Annotated in this window: 19 protein-coding genes; 16 read left to right on the top strand and 3 right to left on the bottom strand. The window is 71.9% G+C overall.

From position 1 onward, the window contains the following. Positions 1-9 precede the first annotated feature (9 nt). From HEQ75_RS09890 to fabI, 3 genes are read right to left on the bottom strand one after another with little or no spacing between them, the layout of a single operon-like run. On the bottom strand, positions 10-672 hold the full coding sequence (locus tag HEQ75_RS09890) for a 3-oxoacid CoA-transferase subunit B (RefSeq protein ID WP_328733498.1): 663 nt from the start codon (positions 670-672) through the stop codon (positions 10-12). Then, entirely contained in the window at positions 669-1325 is a 657-nt protein-coding gene (locus HEQ75_RS09885; protein WP_168029812.1) for a 3-oxoacid CoA-transferase subunit A, read from the bottom strand. The genes HEQ75_RS09890 and HEQ75_RS09885 overlap by 4 nt, the downstream gene beginning before the upstream one ends. 15 nt (positions 1326-1340) lie before the next feature. Then, a complete protein-coding gene (gene fabI, locus HEQ75_RS09880; protein ID WP_168029810.1) occupies positions 1341-2162 on the bottom strand; it encodes an enoyl-ACP reductase FabI in 822 nt (273 codons plus the stop codon). A gap of 339 nt (positions 2163-2501) precedes the next feature. Here fabI and HEQ75_RS09875 point away from each other — a divergent pair, with 339 nt between their 5' ends. From HEQ75_RS09875 to HEQ75_RS09800, 16 genes are all read left to right on the top strand, one after another. Further along, positions 2502-3632, top strand: coding sequence for an ABC transporter ATP-binding protein (locus HEQ75_RS09875; protein WP_168029808.1), 1131 nt, complete (start codon positions 2502-2504; stop codon positions 3630-3632). After that, entirely contained in the window at positions 3625-4536 is a 912-nt protein-coding gene (locus HEQ75_RS09870) for a carbohydrate ABC transporter permease (RefSeq protein ID WP_168029806.1), read from the top strand. Before HEQ75_RS09875 ends, HEQ75_RS09870 begins: the two co-directional genes overlap by 8 nt. Positions 4537-4564: 28 nt before the next feature. Beyond that, positions 4565-5368 (top strand): carbohydrate ABC transporter permease, encoded by an 804-nt coding sequence (locus HEQ75_RS09865; RefSeq protein WP_235961456.1) that lies wholly within the window; start codon positions 4565-4567, stop codon positions 5366-5368. Positions 5369-5393: 25 nt separating this feature from the next. Beyond that, a complete protein-coding gene (locus HEQ75_RS09860; protein ID WP_168029802.1) occupies positions 5394-6668 on the top strand; it encodes an ABC transporter substrate-binding protein in 1275 nt (424 codons plus the stop codon). 19 nt (positions 6669-6687) lie between these two features. Then, the gene (locus tag HEQ75_RS09855) at positions 6688-7521 is read left to right on the top strand and encodes a metallophosphoesterase family protein (protein WP_168029800.1); all 834 of its coding nucleotides are present in this window, start codon (positions 6688-6690) and stop codon (positions 7519-7521) included. A gap of 16 nt (positions 7522-7537) precedes the next feature. Next, positions 7538-8545, top strand: a complete 1008-nt coding sequence (locus HEQ75_RS09850; RefSeq protein WP_168029798.1) for an extracellular solute-binding protein — start codon at positions 7538-7540, stop codon at positions 8543-8545. Next, a complete protein-coding gene (locus HEQ75_RS09845) occupies positions 8545-9336 on the top strand; it encodes an ABC transporter permease (protein WP_168029796.1) in 792 nt (263 codons plus the stop codon). The genes HEQ75_RS09850 and HEQ75_RS09845 overlap by 1 nt, the downstream gene beginning before the upstream one ends. After that, the gene (locus HEQ75_RS09840) at positions 9333-10124 is read left to right on the top strand and encodes an ABC transporter permease (protein ID WP_168029794.1); all 792 of its coding nucleotides are present in this window, start codon (positions 9333-9335) and stop codon (positions 10122-10124) included. Before HEQ75_RS09845 ends, HEQ75_RS09840 begins: the two co-directional genes overlap by 4 nt. Beyond that, positions 10121-11098, top strand: coding sequence for an ABC transporter ATP-binding protein (locus HEQ75_RS09835; protein ID WP_209318461.1), 978 nt, complete (start codon positions 10121-10123; stop codon positions 11096-11098). Before HEQ75_RS09840 ends, HEQ75_RS09835 begins: the two co-directional genes overlap by 4 nt. A gap of 257 nt (positions 11099-11355) precedes the next feature. Then, positions 11356-12309: an extracellular solute-binding protein gene (locus tag HEQ75_RS09830; RefSeq protein WP_168029790.1), complete on the top strand. Its 954-nt coding sequence runs from the start codon at positions 11356-11358 to the stop codon at positions 12307-12309. Next, complete coding sequence (locus HEQ75_RS09825; RefSeq protein ID WP_209318460.1) at positions 12240-13340, top strand: ABC transporter ATP-binding protein; 1101 nt, start codon at positions 12240-12242, stop codon at positions 13338-13340. The genes HEQ75_RS09830 and HEQ75_RS09825 overlap by 70 nt, the downstream gene beginning before the upstream one ends. Further along, complete coding sequence (locus HEQ75_RS09820; protein ID WP_168029781.1) at positions 13337-15397, top strand: ABC transporter permease; 2061 nt, start codon at positions 13337-13339, stop codon at positions 15395-15397. The genes HEQ75_RS09825 and HEQ75_RS09820 overlap by 4 nt, the downstream gene beginning before the upstream one ends. After that, positions 15394-16599 carry an aminotransferase class III-fold pyridoxal phosphate-dependent enzyme gene (locus HEQ75_RS09815; protein WP_168029779.1) on the top strand — a complete coding sequence of 402 codons (1206 nt, stop codon included), beginning with the start codon at positions 15394-15396 and terminating at the stop codon, positions 16597-16599. Before HEQ75_RS09820 ends, HEQ75_RS09815 begins: the two co-directional genes overlap by 4 nt. A gap of 156 nt (positions 16600-16755) precedes the next feature. After that, complete coding sequence (locus HEQ75_RS09810) at positions 16756-18009, top strand: ABC transporter substrate-binding protein (RefSeq protein ID WP_168029777.1); 1254 nt, start codon at positions 16756-16758, stop codon at positions 18007-18009. A gap of 2 nt (positions 18010-18011) precedes the next feature. Then, positions 18012-18917 (top strand): carbohydrate ABC transporter permease, encoded by a 906-nt coding sequence (locus HEQ75_RS09805; RefSeq protein WP_168029768.1) that lies wholly within the window; start codon positions 18012-18014, stop codon positions 18915-18917. Beyond that, entirely contained in the window at positions 18914-19741 is an 828-nt protein-coding gene (locus tag HEQ75_RS09800; RefSeq protein WP_168029766.1) for a carbohydrate ABC transporter permease, read from the top strand. The genes HEQ75_RS09805 and HEQ75_RS09800 overlap by 4 nt, the downstream gene beginning before the upstream one ends. Positions 19742-19841: the final 100 nt, after the last annotated feature.

Genomic DNA, 19841 nt, shown 5'->3' with positions numbered 1-19841 from the left:
TGCGCTCCTTCAGCCCGCCAAGGCCATTTCCGGCACGCCATCCGGCACGATCAGCGACGCGGCGGTGGCGGCGAGGATCGCTGCCACCGCCACGCCCGGCGCGCGTTCGCGCAGGACCAGCCCTTCCGGCGTCGGCTCGATCACCGCGAGGTCGGTGACCACGAGCGTCACCGGCCGTGCCGCGGTGGCCGGCAGCGTCAGCACCGGCACGATCTTGCTCTCGCCGCGCGCGGCGTGCTGCATCGCCACGACGACGCGCCGCGCCCCGGCCACCAGGTCCATCGCGCCGCCCATGCCGGGCACCAGCCTGCCGGGCACCATCCAGTTGGCCAGGTGCCCGCGCCCATCCACCTGCAGGCCGCCGAGCACGGTCATGTCGAGATGCCCGCCGCGGATCAGGGCGAAGGACATGGCGCTGTCGAAGGCGGCGGCGCCGGGCAGGGCGCTGATGAAGCCACCGCCGGCATCGGTCAGGTTCGGATCCTCCATCCCGCCCGGCGGCGGCGCGCCGAAGCCGATGATGCCGTTCTCGCTCTGGAAGGCGACGCTGATGCCTTCCGGAATGTAGCGGGCCACCAGGGTGGGCAGGCCGATGCCGAGGTTAACCAGCGTGTTGTCGCGCAATTCCAGCGCCACGCGGCGGGCGATGATCTCCTTCGCATCCATGCTCATCGCGGCCGCTCCACCAGGTGGTTGACGAGGATGCCGGGGGTGCGCACGGCGTCGGGCGGGATCACGCCGACCGGCACGATCTCGCCCGGCTCGGCAATCACCACCCGTGCCGCGAGCGCGATCACCGGGTTGAAGTTCATGGCGGTGAGGCGGTAGGTCAGGTTGAAGCTGTAGTCGGCCTCATGCGCGTGGAGGATCGCGAAGTCGGCGGTCAGCGGCGTCTCCAGCAGGAAGCGGCGACCGGCCACCTCGATCACCGTCTTGCCCTCCTCCACCGCGGTGCCGACGCCGGTCGGCGTCAGGATGCCGCCGAGCCCGGCGCCGCCGGCGCGGATGCGTTCCGCCAGCGTCCCCTGCGGCACCAGATCCACCTGCAGGTCGCCGGCGATCATCTTCTTCTGCGTCACCGGGTTGGTGCCGATATGGCTGACGATGCATCTCGCCACGCAGCCGGCATCGATCAGCTTGCCGACGCCGACGCCTGGCCGGGCCGTGTCGTTGCCGATGATGGTCAGGCCGCGCGCGCCGCGCGCCACCAGCGCATCGACGAGGCGCTCCGGCGTGCCCACCGCCATGAAGCCGCCGAACATCACGGAGGCGCCGTCCGGGATGAGGTGCGCGGCCGCCGCCGCCGTGATCGCCGTGCGTTGCATCGTCACACCCCTTCGTCAGCCGACGATGTGCAGGCCGCCATCGACATAGATCGTGTCGCCGGTCATGCCGGAGGAGGCGCCACCGACCAGGAAGGCGACGACGCGGCCGACCTCGGCGATGTCCACCAGCCGGTGCGCGGGCGCGCGCGCCTGCGCCATCTGAACCAGCTCGTCGAAATGCGCGATGCCGCTGGCGGCCCGCGTCTTCAGCGGCCCGGGGGAGACGGCGAAGACGCGGATGCCCTTCCCGCCGAGCTCGGCCGCGGCGTAGCGCACGGAGGCTTCGAGCGCCGCCTTGACCGGCCCCATCATGTTGTAGTTGCCGATCACCTTGTCGGCACCGTAGTAGCTCATCGTTACCAGCACGCCGCCTTCGGCCATCAGCGGCTCGGCCAGCTTCGCCATGCGCAGGAAGGACCAGCAGGAGACGTGCATCGCCTGCGCGAAGCCCTCGGCGGAGCAATCCACCACGCGGCCGTGCAGATCCTCCCGCGGGGCGAAGGCGATGGAATGGATGACGAAGTCGAGCCGGCCCCATTCCTGCGCGATGCGCGCGAACACCGCCTCGAGCTCGCCGGGCTGATCGACGTCCAGCGGCATCATCACGGAGGCCTCGAGCTGCTCCGCCAGCGGTCGGACGAAGCGCTCGGCCTTGTCGTTCAGCCAGGTGACGGCGAGATCGGCGCCGAAGGCGCGCAGCTTCGCGGCGCAGCCATAGGCGATCGAATGTTCGTTGGCGATGCCGACGACAAGACCGCGCCTGCCCTTCAGCATGTCGCCGATGCGGGTATCGGGGTCCCAGACCTTCGGCAGCGGGTCGATGGGCTTGTCGGACATCGTTGCGGAACACCTTGCGGGTGAATTGCGTAAGAGACAGTGTCGCAGCGCGCGCACCCGGCGGATGACAGCGGCTTGAAGGCTGCGTGAAGATCGTGCCTGCCGGCCGGCGAAGCGCCGGATTCCGCCGCGCCGGACGGGATTCCCGCGGCAATGCCCGACATCCGGCCGGATCGGTCGGCCGCCTGCGGCCGGGGCGGCCGCCACGCAAGCTTCATCCGACCGCCATCTCCTTGCAGCACTGCCGCATTACGCCCCGCCCCGGTCGAGGAGAGACGGCGCGCATGCCAGGGGCGACCTCGCCTCCGGCCCCCTGTGCGCCAGGGATCGAGGGGCGGCATGGCGGGGATCGTCATCGGCGGCGTGCAGAAGCGGTTCGGCGATTTCCAGGCGCTGCGTGGCGTTTCCCTGGCGGTGGCGCCGGGTGAGTTCGTGGCGCTGGTGGGCCCCTCGGGCTGCGGCAAGACGACGTTGATGCGCATCGTGGCCGGCATCGAGCGCCAGGATGCCGGCACCATCGGCATCGGCGGGCGGGATGTCGGCGGGCTGCGGGCGGCGGATCGCGACGTGGCCATGGTGTTCCAGTCCTACGCGCTCTATCCGCACCTGACGGTGGCCGAGAACATCGCGGTGCCGCTGACCATGCGGCGGCTTTCCGCCTGGCAGCGGCTGCCGCTGCTGGGGCGCTTCTGGCCCGGCGCGCGCGCTGCCCGCGCCGCCATCGCGGCCGATGCGGCGCAGGCCGCGCGATCGCTCGGCCTCGGCGCCATGCTGGACCGCCGGCCGGCGCAATTGTCCGGCGGCCAGCGGCAGCGCGTGGCGCTGGCGCGCGCCATCGTGCGCAGCCCTCGGGCCTTCCTGATGGATGAGCCGCTGTCCAACCTGGATGCCGCGCTGCGCGTGCAGACACGGCGCGAGATCGTGGAGATCCATCGCCGCGTCGGCGCCACCACGCTGTATGTCACGCATGACCAGTCCGAGGCGCTGACCATGGCGGACCGCGTGGCGGTGATGCTGGCCGGTGAGATCCTGCAAGTGGATTCCCCCGCGCGCATCTACGCAGACCCCGCCGACCTGCGCGTCGCCAGCTTCATCGGCTCGCCCCGCATCAACACCCTGGCGGCGGCGCTGCGGCAGGATGGCGCGGTGACGGTGGCCGGCACGCCCATGGGCCTGCGTGCCAGCGGCGAGGCCGGCGAGGCGACGCTGGCGCTGCGGCCGGAGGATGTGCGGCTCGACGCGCACGGCCCGCTGGCGGTGCAGGCGGAGCATCTGGAGTTCCTCGGCGAGAGCACGCTGCTGCATGCCCGCCATGCGGTGCTCGGCACGCCGATCGCCCTGCGGCTGCCGCCCGGCGCCGCGGCGCCGGAGGGCACCTTCCGCCTCGGCTTCGCGCCGCAGCGCGCCCTGGTCTTCGGCCCCGATGGCCGGCGCCGCGCTGCGCAGGCCCTGGAAGCCGCGCATGTCTGAGACGATGGCCCTGGCCCGCCCGCGGCTGGGCGCGGGCGGCGAGGCGCTGGCCGGGCTGATGCTCTGCCTGCCCGCGACCCTCGCCTATCTGCTGCTGCTGCTGCTGCCGACGCTCGCCGCGGTGCTGCTGGCCTTCACGGATTATGAGCTGGGCGCGCCGGCGCTGGCCTGGATCGGCCTCGGCAATTTCGAGGAGTTGCTGGGCGACCAGGGCTTCCGCATCGCGCTGCGCAACACGCTGGTCTATGTCAGCATCGTCGCCCCCGTTTCCATCGCCGGCGCGCTCGCGCTCGCGCTGCTGATCGAGGCCGCGGCGCGCGGCCGGGCGCTGTTCCGCGCGGTGTTCTTCCTGCCCGTGGTGTCGCTGCCGGTGGCGATGGCGACGGCCTGGCAATACCTGCTGCACCCCACCATCGGCCCGGTGAACGCCGTGCTGGCGCAGTTCGGCGTGGCGGGGCCGGCCTGGCTCACCAGTTCGGACACGGTGCTGCTCAGCCTCGCCTTCATCGGCATCTGGGAGGCGATCGGCTTCAACCTGGTGCTGTTCCTCGCCGGCCTCACCGCCATCCCGCGCGAATTGCACCAGGCGGCGGAGGTGGATGGCGTGACCTCGGCGTGGGAGCGGTTCCGCCTGGTCACCTGGCCGCTGCTCGGCCCGACCACGCTGTTCGTGGTGACCATCACCATGATCCGCGCCGTGCGCGTCTTCGACAGCGTCGCGGTGCTGACCCAGGGCGGGCCCAACCGCGCCTCGGAGGTGCTGCTCTACACCATGTACACCGAGGGCTTCACCTTCTTCCGGCTTGGCTACTCCGCGGCGATCACGCTGGTCTTCCTGGCCATCGTGCTGGCGCTGATGCTGCTGCAGACCAAGGTGCTGGACAAGCGGGTGCATTATGGCTGAGCCTCGCCGTCACCGCTGGCCCGAAGCCATGCGCCTGCTGTTCCTGGCGGCGCTCGGCCTGCTGTTCCTGATGCCCTATCTGTGGATGATCTCGGCCTCGCTGAAGCCGCTGGACGAGATCTTCCGCGCCTCGCTGGATCTGTGGCCCGAAGGCGGCGGCACGCTGCGCAACTATGCGCGCGTGCTGGAGCACGTGCCGGTGCTGCAATACCTGTGGAACGGCGTGGTGGTCTGCGCCGGCATCCTGTTCTTCCAGCTGCTGTTCGCCGTGCCGGCGGGCTACGCCATCGCCAAGCTGCATTTCCCGGGCCGCGACCTGCTGTTCGGCGCGGTGATGCTGGGGCTGCTGGTGCCCTACCACGTGCCGGCGCTGCCGCTCTATGTGGGCTTCAGCGCGCTTGGCATGCTCAACACCTATGCGGCGCTGATCGCGCCCTCGGTCATTTCGGTCTTCGCCATCTTCCTGTTCCGGCAGTTCTTCAAGTCATTGCCGGACGAGCTGATTCATGCCGCGCGCATCGACGGCATGGGCGAGCTGTCCATCGTCTGGCGCGTCATCCTGCCCAACGCCCTGCCGGCCGCCACCGCCTTCGCCATCTTCTCCGTCGTGGCGCATTGGAACGACCTGTTCTGGCCGCTGATCGTGGTCAGCGGGGCGGATCGCGCCACACCCGCACTCGGCGTGCTGACCTTCCGGTCGGAGGAGGCGGGCGATGATTTCGGCGCGCTGATGGCCGCCTCCGTCATCATGACCGCGCCCCTCGTCCTCGCCTTCCTGCTGGCGCAACGCCGCTTCGTCGAAGGCATCGCGACCACCGGCCTCAAGGGCTGAGACCCTTCATCACCAGGAGACCGCCATGACCATCCGCCTGACCCGCCGTGCCGTCCTCGCCCTGCCTGCCGCGCTCGCGCTGCCCGGCCTGGCGCGGGCGCAGCAGCCGGTGGAGATCACCGTGCACTACGCGCAGCCCTTCATCTTCAAGCCCTCCTACGACGCCATCACCGAGGCCTTCGCCCGCGTCGAGCCGAACATCCGCATCAACTACGTCACCTCGCCCGGCTATCCGGAAGGCACGCAGCTGCTGCTGCGCCAGGCCGCGACGAACCAGCTGCCGGACCTGTCCTTCCAGGGGCTGAACCTGCTGCGCGTCTTCGCCGAGCGCGGCATCGCACAGGACCTGATGCCCTTCGTCACGCGCGACGGCGCGCCGGCCGCGCAGGGCTATTCCGAGGGGCTGCTCAGCCTCGGCAGGTTCAGCAACTACCAGGCGGGCCTGCCCTATGCGGCGTCCACCGCCATCACCTTCCTCAACGCCGACCTGGCGCGCCGCGCCGGCTTCGACCCGGACAACCTGCCGACCGACTGGGACGGCCATATCCGCCTGGCCGCCGCCGTGAAGGAACGCGCCGGCGGCGCCGACGGCATGTGGTTCGCCTGGAGCGAGTGGATGTTCCAGACCCTGGTGCTGGGCCATGGCGGCCGGATGATGACGCCGGATGAGCGCGACATCGCCTTCGACGGCGCCGAGGGCCTGGCCACGCTGCGCCTGCATGATCGCTACGTGCGCGAGACGCAGATGCCGGCGCTGAACGCCAACACCGCGTCCCAGGCCTTCGCCGCCGGCCGCCTCGGCGCCTTCTACTGGACCACGGCGGTGGTGCGGAACTTCATCCAGTCCGTCGGCCAGGGCTTCGATTTCCGCACCCTGCCGCTGCCCGTGGTGGCCGGCGTGCCGAACGGCACCCTGGCCACCGGCGGTGCCGCCGGCATGATGACCGCGCGCGATCCCGCGAAGCGGGAAGCGGCCTGGAAGTTCCTGCGCTTCGCCACCAGCCCGCAGGGCCAGGCGCTGATGGCGATGAACAGCGGCTACGTGCCCTGCAACCAGCTTGCCATCGACGACCCGCAGTATCTGGGCGCCTTCTACCGGCAGAACCCGCTTTTCCAGGCGGCCGTCACCCAGATGGCCCGCCAGGCGCCGTGGTTCGCCTTCCCGGGCTCCAACGGCGTGCGCATCACCCAGGCCATCACCAACAACACCGCCCGCGTCATCGAGAGCAAGGCGACCCCCGAGGTCGCGCTGGCCGACATGGCGACCGAGGTGCGCCGCCTGCTGCCGCGCCGCAGCTGAGAAGGACCGGGACCGCACCATGACCTGCCGCGTCATCCAGATCAGCGACACCCATCTGTCGCCGGCGCATACCCACTTCCAGGCCAATTTCGACAGGCTGCGCGCCTGGCTGGCGGCGGCGCCGCCGGATCTGATCATCTGCACCGGCGACCTCTCGCTCGACGGTGCGGAGGATGCGGCGGATCTGCGCTACGCCGCCGCGCAACTCGCCAGCCTGCCGGCGCGCTGCCTGGCGATCCCGGGCAACCACGATGTCGGCGACTACACCGTGCTCGGCGGCTGGCAGAACACCGATGCGGCGCGGCTGGCGCGGTGGCGGGAGATCCTCGGCGCCGATCACTTCGTCGAGGACCTGCCGGGCTGGCGCCTGGTGGGGCTGAACACGCAGAGCCTGGGCAGCTTCCTGCCGGAGGAGGCGGCGCAGGCCGCCGCGCTGGCGGATGCGGTGGCCGGCGCCGGGGGGCGCGCGCTCGCCCTGTTCCTGCACAAGCCGCTGTGCCAGCACCGGCTGGACGACACCGAGGTGAACTACTGGCCGGTGCTGCAGCCGGCCCGTGCCGCGGTGGTGGCTGCCTTCGGCGCCACGCCGCCGCGCTTCGTCGCCTCCGGCCACATCCACCAATGGCGCGACCATGCACCGGACGGGCTGCGCCAGATCTGGGCGCCGGCCGTCTCCTTCATCGTCGGCGAGGAGAGCCAGCCGAGCATCGGCAGCAAGCTGCTGGGCGTGGTGGAACACCTGCTGCACCCGGACGGCACGCATGACAGCCGCCTCGTCACCATCGACGGCCTTGCGCTGAACGACATCGTGAAGCTGCCGCACCTCTATGCCCGGCCGGTGGCCGCGGCCTGATCCCGGAGAAAGACCCATGAACCGCCGCCAGATCCTGCTCGCCGGCCTCGCCGCCGGCCTGCCCTTCGGCCCTGCCGCCGCCCAGGCCGCGCGCGCCACCTGCTACAACTGCCCGCCGGAATGGGCCGATTGGGGCGGCATGCTCCGCCTGCTGCAGAACCGCATCAACCTGACCGTGCCGCCGGACAACAAGAACTCCGGCCAGTCCCTCGCCGCGCTGATCGCGGAGCGCGCCCGCCCGGTGGCCGATGTGGTCTATCTCGGCGGCCAGGTCGGCCCGCAGGCGCGCGAGGCCGGCGTGCTGGCGCCCTACAAGCCGGCGCGCTTCGACCGCATCCCGGCCGGGCTGAAGGATGCGGAGGGCCATTGGTTCACCATCCATTCCGGCACGCTGGGCCTGTTCGTGAACACCCAGGCGCTGGGCAACCGGCCGGTGCCGGAAAGCTGGAACGACCTGCTGAAGCCCGCCTATCGCGGCATGGTCGGCTATCTCGACCCCACCTCCGCCGCGGTGGGCCAGGTGGGCGTGGTTGCGGTGAACCTGGCGCTCGGCGGCAGCTACGAGAATTTCGACCCGGCGATGACCTTCTTCCGCCGCCTGCGCGAAAACCAGCCGATCGTGCCGAAGCAGACCGCCTATGCGCGCGTGCTGTCGGGCGAGATCCCGATCCTGTTCGACTACGACTTCAACGCCTATCGCGCGCAGTACAGCGACGGCGCCCCGACCCGCTTCGTCATCCCGGCGGAGGGCACGCAGGTGCTGCCCTATGTCATGGGCCTGGTCGCGAATGGCCCGAACCCGGACAATGGCAAGCGCATGCTGGATTTCGTGCTGTCCGACGAGGGCCAGCGCCACTGGGCCGGCGCCTTCCTGCGCCCGGTCTTCCCGGAGCTGATGACCGAGGCGGCGCAGGCCCGCTTCCTGCCGGCCGCCGACTATGCCCGCGCCACGCCGCTCGATGTCCGCCGCCTGGCCGGCGCCGTCCGCAGCCTGGCCGAGCGCTACCAGCGCGAGGTCGGCTGATGCCCGACCGCCTGCGCGCGGCGCTGCTGATCGCGCCCGCGCTGGCGGTCTTCCTCGCCTTCTTCCTGGTGCCGCTCGGCCAGTTGGCCGTGGCCGGCGGCGCCGGCGGCTACACGACGATCCTGACGGAGCCGCGCTACTGGCGCAGCCTGGCCTCCACCCTGCTGGTGGCGGCCGGGACCACGGCGATCACCCTGGCGATCGCCACCGCCGTCGGGCTGTTCCTGGCGCGCACGCGCTTCCCCGGGCGCGGCACGCTGCTGGCGCTGCTGACCCTGCCGCTGGCCTTTCCGGGCGTGGTGGTGGGCTATCTGGTGATCATGCTGGCGGGTCGGCAGGGGCTGGTCGCCAACATCTCCCTCGCCCTGGGCGGCGACCGGATTGTCTTTGCCTATTCGCTGTCCGGGCTGCTGCTCGGCTATGTGTATTTCTCCATCCCGCGCACCCTGCTGACGGTGATGGCGGCGGCCGAGAAGCTGGATCCGCGGCTGGAGGAGGCGGCGCGCTCGCTCGGCGCGTCCTCCTTCGGGGTGCTGCGCGACGTGCTGCTGCCGGGGCTCGCGCCGGCGCTGACCGCGGCGGGTGCGATCTGCTTCGCCACCGCGACCGGCGCCTTCGGCACCGCCTTCGCCCTGGCCTCGCGCATCGATGTGCTGCCGATGGTGATCTATACCGAATTCACCCTGCAGGCGAACCTTGCGGTGGCGGCCGCCCTGTCCTTCCTGCTCGGCCTGGCCACATGGGCGGTGCTGGCGCTGGCCCGCGGCGCCAGCGGGGGCGCGGCGGCATGAGGAGGGGGATCGGCTTCTGGACCGGGCTGGGCTTCACCCTGCTGATCTCGGCCTTCCTGATCCTGCCGGTGCTGGCTTCCGTCATCGCCGGCGTCACCGCCAACCAGTTCGTCGGCCTGTCCAGCGGCCTCACCACGCGCTGGCTGGTGGAGGTCTGGGCGAATTACGGCGGCACCGTGCTGCTTTCCCTGCGCATCGCGCTGGCCACCCTGGCGGTGACGCTGCTGATCGGCATTCCCGCCGCCTATGTGCTGGCGCGCCATGCCGGCGTGACGGCGCGGCTGGTGGAGGAGGCGCTGGTGATGCCCGTTGCGGTGCCGGGCATCGCCACCGCGCTGGGCCTGATCCTGGCCTATGGCGCGGTGGGCGATCTGCGCGCTTCCTGGCTGTTCATCCTGGCCGGGCATGTCGTGTTCTGCCTGCCCTTCATGCTGCGCTCGGTGCTGGCGGTGCTGCTGGCGCTGGACCTGAAGGGGCTGGAGGAGGCGGCGCGGGCCTGCGGCGCCTCCTGGCCGCAGCGCTTCCTGGGCGTGGTGCTGCCCAATGTCAGCGGCGGCGTCCTGGCCGGCAGCCTGATGGTCGTCACCCTTTCGCTCGGCGAGTTCAACATGACGCTGCTGCTGCACACGCCCTTCACCCGCACCCTGCCGGTGGGGCTGGCGGATGCCTACACCGCGCTGCGCACCGAGATGGCCAGCGCCTACACGCTGATCTTCTTCGTGCTGATCGTGCCGCTGCTGAGCGCCATGCAATGGGCGGCGAGCCGCGCCGAGCGGCTGGGGCGATGAGCGTCGCCATCCGCCTTGCCGGCTGCGGCAGGACGTGGCCCGGCGGCAGCATCGCGCTGCATCCGCTCGACCTCGACATCGCGGCCGGGGAGACGCTGGTGCTGCTCGGCCCCTCCGGCTGCGGCAAGACCACGCTGCTGCGGCTGATCGCCGGGCTGGAGGCGCCGGATGCCGGCGGCCGGGTATTCTTCGACGGCGAGGATGTGACGCGCCTGCCGATCGAGCGGCGGCATGTCGGCATGGTGTTCCAGTCCTACGCGCTGTTCCCGAACATGGATGTGGCGGGCAACATCGGCTACGGGCTGCGCGTGCGCGGCGTGGCGCGCGCCGCGGCGCGGCGGCGCGTCGATGAGATGCTGGCGATGATGCGCCTGGACGGGCTCGGCGGCCGGCGGATCGAGGCGCTGTCCGGTGGCCAGCGGCAGCGCGTGGCGCTGGCCCGCGCCATCGCGCCGCGGCCCCGCGTGCTGCTGCTGGACGAGCCGCTTTCAGCCCTGGATGCGCGCCTGCGCGAGCAGCTGCGGCAGGAGATCGACGCGCTGTTGCGCAGCCTCGGCATCACCGCGGTCTATGTGACGCATGACCAGGCGGAGGCGATGGCGCTGGGCGACCGCATCGCCGCCATGGAGAAGGGGCGCATCGCGCAGATCGGCACCGGGCGCGACCTGTACCACCGCCCCGCCAATGACTTCGTGGCTGGCTTCGTCGGCGACACCAACCGCCTGGCCACGCCGGAGGGGGAGCGGCTGGTCCGGCCGGAGCACCTCGCCCTGCGCCGCAGCGCCACCGGGGGCTTCACCGTGGTGCAGGCGACCTTCCTTGGCCCCGTCGTCCGGGTGTTGCTGCGCGATGCGGCCGGGCGGGAATTGCGGGCCGATGTGCCGGACGAGGACGTGCCGGCGCCGGGCGAGCGGGTGGCGGTCCTGTTCCAGGGTCGCAGCCTTGAAACGGAGGCGGCGGCATCCCCCGCCTGAAGCGGGGCGTCGCCCCGGTACCCCGAAACCCCTGGCCGGCGCGCCTGGGTGGTCTCGTTCCAGCCGCACGGAGGTTTCACCTTCGTGCCCCTCAGGCGCCGCGCATCTGCGCGGCTTGGCTTCGCGGCACTCGCCGCGGCGCCCATTGGCCCGGCCTACAACGTCATCGGCCGGTCAGCAAACCGTCATTCGCCTGACCATGCCGCCGGAGGATTTTGCGGGCGCCCTGAACGGCCAGCCGGCGAAGGATCTCCCCGATGCATGCCCTCCGCAGATTCGTCCTGTTTGCCGCCCTTCTCCTGGGCCTTGCCGCCCGTCCGGCCGAAGCGCGCGAGCTGGTGATCTACAACGCCAGCGACAGCGTCAACACGCCGCTGGTTGCCGCCTTCCGCCAGGCGCATCCCGATATCCGCGTGACCTTCGTCTCCGGCTCCACCGGCCCGATCACGGAACGGGCGATCGCCGAGCGGCAGCGGCCGCAGGCGGATGTCGTCTATCTGGTGAACAATCTGGCGCTCGAGCAGCTGAAGACCGCCGGCGTCTTCGAACCCTATCGCCCGCGCGGCGCCGAGCTCGCGCCGCAGTTCCGCGAGCCGGATGATTTCTACGTCATGCATTTCGCCACCACCATGTGCATGGTGGTGAACACCGAGCGCCTGGCCGAGCGCCGGCTGCCCATGCCGGTCGCCTGGGAGGATCTGGTGCGCCCGGTCTATCGCGGCGAGATCTCGCTGCCCTCGCCGCTGCGCTCCGGCACGGGTGTGGCCATCCTGACCACCTTCGTCGACGCCTTCGGCTGGAACTTCGTCGAGAACCTGCACCAGAACGTGCGGAGCTACTCGGATGGCGGCTCGGGCGGGGCGCAGCTGGCGGCGCGCGGCGAACTGGCCATCGGCCTGTCCTTCGACACCACCTGCCACGCGCAGAAGGCGCAGGGCCGCCCGGTCGAGATCGTCTATGGCCGGATCACGCCCAACGTCATGGAGGGCGGGGGGCTGGTGGCCGGTGCGCGCAACCGCGCCGAGGCGCAGCTGTTCCTCGACTTCATGGCGAGCGAGGCGGCGGCGCGCGTGCTGACGAGGCTGGTCGGCGCCACCGCCGTGCCCGGCCACGGGCTGGTCGACCTGAACAGCATCACCCTGTGGCAGATGCGCCGCCCGGTGGACCTGGCGGCGTTCCGTCGCAGCTTCACCGAACGGTTCCAGCGCTGAGCGGCGCCGCGCCGCGGCTGCGGCTGGAGGCCGTCCGCAAGGCCTTCGGCAGCGCCCGCGCGGTGGATGGCGTCAGCCTCGCCGTCGGCGCGGGCGAATTCGTCACGCTGCTCGGCGCCTCGGGCTGCGGCAAGACGACCTTGCTGCGCATCGCCGCCGGCTTCACCGCCCCCGATGGCGGGCGGGTCGCGATCGACGGCGCCGATGCCACGGCGGCGGCGCCGGCGGCGCGCGGCATGGGCTTCGTCTTCCAATCCTACGCGCTGTTCCCGACCAAGACGGCGGCCGAGAATATCGGCTTCGCGCTGCGCGTCGCCGGTCGCCCCCGGGCGGAGAGCGCGGCGCGGGTGCGCGAGGTCGCGGCGATGGTCGCCATCCTGCCGCTGCTCGACCGCTACCCGCATGAATTGTCGGGCGGCCAGCAGCAACGCGTGGCGCTGGCCCGTGCCATCGCGCCGGCGCCGCGGATGCTGCTGCTGGACGAACCCCTGGCGGCGCTGGATGCGCGCATCCGCCACCGTCTGCGCGACGAGATCCGCGCCCTGACCGACCGGCTCGGCATGACCGCGCTCTATGTCACGCATGACCAGGAGGAGGCGCTGGCGATCTCCGACCGGGTGGTGGTGATGCGCGACGGGCGGATCGAGCAGGAGGCCGCCCCGGCCGACCTCTATCTGCGCCCGGCCAGCCGCTTCGTCGCCGAATTCGTCGGCCAGGCCACCCTGCTGGAGGCCGAGATCGTGCAAGGCGTGCCGCAGGCGCTCGGCATCGCCTGGCCGCTGGCGGCGGCGCGCGCCGACGGTCCCTGCCTGATGGTGCTGCGGCCGGAGGAACTGGCCGCGGACCCGGACGGCCCGCTGCGCGGCATCGTCGAATCGGCCCGCTTCCTGGGCGCCATGCTGCGCGTGGGCCTGGTGCTGCCCTGCGGCACCCGCATCGCGGCCGACCTGCCGGCACGGCACCTGCGCCCCGCCCCCGGCGAGGCGCTGGCGCTGCGGCCCATCGCGGCGCCGGCGCTGGTGCCACGGTGAACTGGCGGCGCCGCCTGCCGGGCTGGCTGCTGGCGGCCCTGGTCGCGCTGCCGGTGTTGCTGTTCATCTTCTGGCCGATCGCCGCCGTGCTGGGGCGCGGCTTCGTCGTCACCGGGCCGATGCCGGAGTGGCGCCTGCATGAGGCCACGCAACAGGCCCTGGCGCTGCTGCCGGAGGTGCGGCGAGAGGCCGCCCTGGCGCGCTGGTCGGTGCCGCGGAACCCGCAGGAGGAGGTGGAGGCGCTGGCCACCGCCTTCCGCCTTGCCGGCGTCACCCCGCCCTGGGACCTCGCCGCCCCCTTCGAGGCGCAGCGTGAGGCCGCCGCCGGCGCGCGCGCCGCCCTGCCGGCGGCGGCGCGGGCGCGGCTGGAGGCGGCGCTGCCGCTGGCCGCGGTGATGCGCCATCGGCGCGTCGCCCTGGCCTTCCAGGTCCGCGACCAGCTTTCCCCCGAGGCCTTCGAGGCGCTGCGCACCGGCGAGGAGTGGCGGATCGGCCTCGACCACTACCGCGCGCCCTTCGACGACCCGCATCTGCGCCGCGCCGCGCTGAACAGCCTGGGCTTCGCGCTGTTCGCCTGCCTCGTCACCACGCCGATCGCCTTCGCCCTGGCCTTCGCGGTGCATCGCGGCGGGGTGCGCTGGCCCGGCCTGCTGCGGGCCGTGACGCTGCTGCCGCTGGTCGCCCCGCCGGTGCTGGTGGCCAGCGCCATCATCATGCTGTTCGGTCGCCGCGGCCTGGTCACGGATGCGCTGCTGGAGAAGGGGCTCGGCCTGATTGATGCCGACGAGACCAACATCTACGGCATCGCCGGCGTGCTGCTGGCGCAGGTGCTGTCCTTCGTCCCGGCCGCCTTCATCGTGCTGGACAACACGCTGCGCCGCCAGGATGGGCGGGTGGAGGAGGCGGCCGGCATCCTCGGTGCCTCCCGCGCGCAGACCTTCCGTGAGGTGACGCTGCCGCTGGCCGTGCCGGGGCTGAAGCGCGCGGTGGTGCTGGTGTTCATCCTGAGCCTGACGGATTTCGGCAACCCGCTGCTGCTGGCCGGGCGCGACGTGCCGGTGATCGCCGCCGTCATCTACGATGAGATGACGGCCTTCCGGAACACCGGCCTCGCTTCCGCGCTGTGCGTGCTGCTGCTGGCGCCCGGGCTTGCCCTGCACCTGGCGCTGGAGCGCATCGGCCGGCGCAAGCGCTACGATACCGGCGCGGGGGCGGGCACGGCGCCGGAGGCGGCGCTGCCCAGGGCCTGGCGCGGCGGCCTGGGGGCGCTGGCGCTGCTGGTCGCCGGCGCCATCCTGGCGGTCTATGCGACCGTGGTCGCCGGCGCCTTCACGGTGGAATGGGGTGTCGCCTGGCGCCCGACCTTCGCGCATTTCGCCGCCGCCGGCACCGGCTATGGCAGCAGCGAGCGCGGCGTCGCCGTGGTCTGGGATACCCTCTGGGTCGCCGCCCTGGCCGCGCCGCTCGGCGGCACGCTGGGCGTGGCACTGGCCTTCGTGATCGAGCGCATCCGCCCGCCGGGGCGGGAGGTGCTGGCCTTCCTGGCGCTGCTGCCCGCGGTGCTGCCGGGGCTGATCTTCGGCATCGGCTACATCCTGGCCTTCAACCTGCCCTTCGGCCTGGAATCCCTGGCGCTGACCGGCACCGGCGCGGTGCTGGTGCTGAACATCCTGTTCGGGAACATGTTCGTCGCCGTGCTGGCGGCGCGCGCCAGCCTGCAGCGCATGGATCCCGCCATCGAGGAAGCCGCCGAGGGGCTCGGCGCGGGGCTGCTGCGCCGGCTGGCGGAGGTCACGCTGCCGCTGCTGCGCGGCGCCCTGCTGCTCGGCACGCTCTATGTCTTCGTCGACGGCATGACCACGCTCTCCTCCGTCATCTTCCTGGTCAGCGGTGACCACAAGCTGGCCTCGGTGGCCATCTTCAACCATGCCGGCAGCGGCGATTTCGGCCAGGCGGCGGCGAAGAGCGTGGTGATCCTGGCCTGGGCCGGCGTGGCGATGGCGGGCATCTGGTGGCTGGAACAACGCGGCGGACGCCGCCTGGCGGGGCTCCGATGAACGATCTCGTGGCACGCGACGCCGCGGCCTTCTTCCACCAGCGCGGCTCCTCGCCCTGCCTCGCCGCGCTGCGCGCCGTGGGCGGCTGCTGGATCGAGGATGCCGATGGCCACCGGATGCTGGATTTCCACGGCAACACCGTGCACCACATCGGCCACGCGCATCCACGGCTGATCGCGGCGCTGCAGGCGCAGTTGCAGGAGCTGCCCTTCTGCCCGCGCCGGCACACCAACGCCCCGGCGGTGGAACTGGCGGAGGCGCTGCTGGCGCGCTGGCCCGGGACGCAGGGAAACGGGCCTCGCGGGCGGGTGCTGTTCGCCACCGGCGGGTCGGACGCGATGGAGATCGCGCTGAAGCTCGCCCGCGTGGCGACCGGGCGGCATGAGAGCATTTCCCTCGAAGGCAGCTATCACGGCGATGGGCTGGGCGCGCTCGGCCTCGGCTCGGCGCGGCACGATCCGCGGCTCGGCCCGCTATTGACCGGGCGGCATCATGTGACGCCCTATTGGGTGGATGCGGACCGCATGCTGGCCGAGATGCACGCTGCCTTCGCCGCCAGCCGCACCGGCATCGCCGCGGTGGTGGCGGAGCCGATGCGCTCCAACTGCCACGTCCCGCCGCCAGGCCTCTGGGCCGCGGTGCGCGCGCTGTGCGACGCGCAGGGCGCCAGGCTGATCTTCGACGAGATTCCCTCCGGCCTCGGCAAGACCGGGCGCTTCTTCGCCTTCGAGCATGTCGGCGTGGTGCCGGATGCGGTGGTGCTGGGCAAGGCGCTCGGCGGCGGGGTGGTGCCGATCGCGGCCGTGATCGCCGATGCGGCGCTGAACGTGGCGCCGGAGCTCAATCTCGGCCACTACACGCATGAGAAGAACCCGCTGACCTGCCGCGCCGCGGTGGAGACGCTGCGCATCATCGAGGCGGAAGGGCTGGTGGCGCGGGCGGAGGCCATGGGCGCGGCCTTGCGCAGGGCGGTGACGGCGGCCACCGGCCTCGCGCCGCGCGGGCTCGGCCTGCTGCTGGCGCTGCCGCTGCAAGGCGCCTGGGCGGGAAGGGCGGAGGCGCTGGTGGCGCGGCTGCGACCGCTCGGCCTTTCCTGCACCACCAAGGGGCGCGATGCGATCGGCCTGTCGCCGCCGCTGGTCATCGCGGCGGCGGAGATCGCGCAGGCGACGGGCATGCTGGAGCAGGCCCTGCGCGACTGAACCGGGCCGCGCCCGGCGCCATGGTCCGGACAAGGCGACCGCTTGTCGTGGCGGCGGCACCACGCCGCGGTGTGTCACGACCCTGCCGCCAAGCCGTCACCGGTCGGCAGCCGAGCGCATCCTAGTGTCCGCGTCGCGAGCAGGAGATCAGGTCCGATGGCTGTACTGACACGTCGCGCCGCGCTGGCGCTGCCCACCGCGGTGCTGGCCGCGCCCGCGCTGGCGCAGCGCCGCCCGCTGGTGCTGGAGATGCCCTCCTACCAGCTGCGGGAGGGCTTCGGCCCCTGGTGGCGTGCGGCGGCGGAGGCGTTCGGCCAGCGCAACCCCGGCCTGCGCGTGAACCTCGTCGAAGTGCCGTTCGAGCCGCACCACGCGCAGCTGACCACCCGCTTCATCGCGAAGAATCCGCCCGACCTCTGCCACATCAGCGCGCGCTACTTCTACGGCTTCGCCGACCAGGGCTTCCTGGAGCCGCTGGATGCGCGGCTCGCCGCCATCGGCTGGCGGGAGCAGGACTTCATCCCGGCGCAGCGCGACATGCGCCGCGACGGGCGGGTCTATGCGCAGCTGCTGCTCGGCTACGCCTATGGGCTGTTCTACAACGAGGCGATGTTCCAGCAGGCCGGCGTCGCGCTGCCGACCAGCATGGCCGAGCTGGTTTCGGCCGCGCAGCGCCTGACGCGGGACCGCGACGGCGACGGCCGCATCGACCAGTTCGGCCTGGTCTGGCCGACCGCCAATACCTCCGGCACCTATGTCTATCTGACCTACCTCATCACCGGGCTGAACCGCGACTGGGTGGAGCAGGGGCGGCTGCTGCCGATGCCGGTGCTGCGCGAGGCGCTGGAAGTGGTGCAGACCCTGCTGCGCAGCGGCGCCACGCCGCCCGGGCTCGACACCAACCCGGCGCGCCAGCTGTTCTGGCAGGGCAATGCGGCGATGATCATCGACGGGTCCTGGGGTACCGCCTATCGCAAGGACAGCCCCGAGGCGCTGCAGCCGGCGCTGAAGGTGGCGCCCCTGCCGCTGCCGAACCAGGCGGCCGGCGCCTCCAACGTGCTGGCCATCCCGGCGGATGCGGCGCCCGAGCGCAAGGACGCGGCCTTCGCCTTCCTGGCGATGATCCAGTCGGCCGAGTGGCAGCAGAAATACGCCGAGATCGGCGGCAACCCGCCCGCGCGCCTCGGCATGCTCACGCCGGAGGCGCGCCGCATCTGGCCGGAACTGCCGATCTTCGAGAAGGCGGCGGCAGAGAGCACGGGAAGCTTCATGCCGCGCGGCAAGGAAGGCGAGTTCGCCCGCTTCAACGCGGTGGTGGGCGAGCATGTCACCGCCATGGTCGCCGGGCGGCAGGATGCGGCGCGGGCTGCGGAGCAGATGCATCGCGACCTGACGCGCGCCGTCTTCTGAGGGTGCGGCGGCGGCGCAGCGCGGTGGAGGCGGAGAAGGCCCGTCTGCTGGCCCTCTGCGCCCTGCCGGCCGCGGTGACGGTCCTGGTCCTGGTGGCCTGGCCCATCTGGCTGACCTTCGAGCTGAGCCTGCACCGCGTCCGCCTGTTCGACATCCTGCGCGACCGTCCGCTGGCCTTCACCACGGCGAATTACGAGCGCCTGCTGGGCGATGCGCGCTTCTGGGAGTCGCTCGCCAATACCGGCATCTTCGTGACCGGCTCGGTCGGGCTGGCCATCCTGTGGGGCCTCGGCAGCGCCCTGCTGCTCGATCGCCGCTTCCCCTGCCGTGCCGCGGTGCGGCTGGCGGTCATCCTGCCCTGGGCGGTCCCGGCCAGCATCGGCAGCCTGGTCTGGATGTTCCTGGCCGATGGGCATCTGGGTCTGTTCAACCACCTGCTGCTCTCGATCGGCCTGATCGCCGAGCCGATCGCCTTTCTCGTCCACCATCAATTCGCGATGCCGATGGTGATCCTGGCCCAGGCCTGGCACGCCTACCCCTTCTTCACCGTCATGCTGCTGGCGGCGCTGCAGGCGGTGCCGGCCGAGCTTCACGATGCCGCCCGGGTGGATGGCGCGACGCCGCTGCAGCGCTTCCGGCACATCACCCTGCCGGCGCTGCGCAACACGCTGGTGGTGACCGGCTTCCTCAGCGTGCTGGCCGCCATCCGCGACGTGGAGACCATCTTGGTCATGACCGGCGGCGGGCCCGGGCGGGCGACCGAGACGCTCGCGGTGCGGATCTGGAACGAGAGCTTCCGATTCTACGATATCGGCTTCGGCGCGGCGCAGGGCGTCGTCGCCTTCACGCTCTCGCTGCTGCTGATGGGCTTCGCGCTGCGGCGGCTGATGCGGAGCTTCTGGGGATGAGGCGGCTTGCGCGCCGCGCCGGCATGGCCATGGGCATCACCCTGCTGCTCTGCCTGGCGCTGTTCCCGATCTACTGGATGCTGATCACCGCGCTGCGCCCGAAATCCGTCACCATGGTCTGGCCGCCGCGGCTGCTGCCGGACCCGGGCGAGCTGAGCCTGGCGACGATCACCGCGGTGGCTCGGGACACGCCCGCGCTCGGCTGGGCGTGGAACTCGCTGCTGATCGCGGTGCTGACGACGCTGGCCGTCGTCCTCGTCGCCACCCTGGCGGGCTATGCGCTGTCGCGGGCGCAGGGCGGTGCGGCACGCGGGCTTGGCACGGTGATCCTGGTGGCGAAGATGCTGCCGTCGACGCTGCTGGTCGTGCCGCTCTACGTCATGTTCCATCGCGCCGGGCTGCTCGGCGGGCCCCTCACGGTGGTGCTCGCGAACCTGGCCTTCGCCGCGCCCTTCGCCACCTGGATGATGAAGGGCTTCTTCGACAGCATCCCGCCGATGATCGAGGAGGCGGCGCTGCTGGATGGCTGCAGTCATCTCGGCGCGCTGCGGCGCGTGGCGCTGCCGCTGGCGATGCCCGGCATCGCCGCCGTCGCGCTCTATGCCTTCATCGTGTCGTGGAACGATTTCCTCTTCGCCCGCGCCTTCCTGCCGGGCGGTGCGGACACGACCCTGACCGTGGGCGCCACGCAGTTCCTGTCCGAGACGGAGATGGAATGGAACCGCGTGATGGCGGTCGCGCTGCTGGCGACGCTGGCGGTCGGTGCCCTGTTCCTCTGGCTGCAGCGGCACTTCGTCAGCGGCCTGACGCGCGGGCATGATTGACCGGGAGGCCGCCGCCTGAAGGATCGCCCGGGCGACACCACCCGGGCGAGCGAGCATGGGCCGGTCACGGCGTCGTGGGGTGCCGACCGGGCGGGCGCCC

Source organism: Falsiroseomonas selenitidurans (genome assembly GCF_012103215.1).
Taxonomy (GTDB): domain Bacteria; phylum Pseudomonadota; class Alphaproteobacteria; order Acetobacterales; family Acetobacteraceae; genus Falsiroseomonas; species Falsiroseomonas selenitidurans.
Note: the sequence above shows the minus strand (reverse complement) of the source record. Positions and strands in the feature narration are given on the sequence as shown.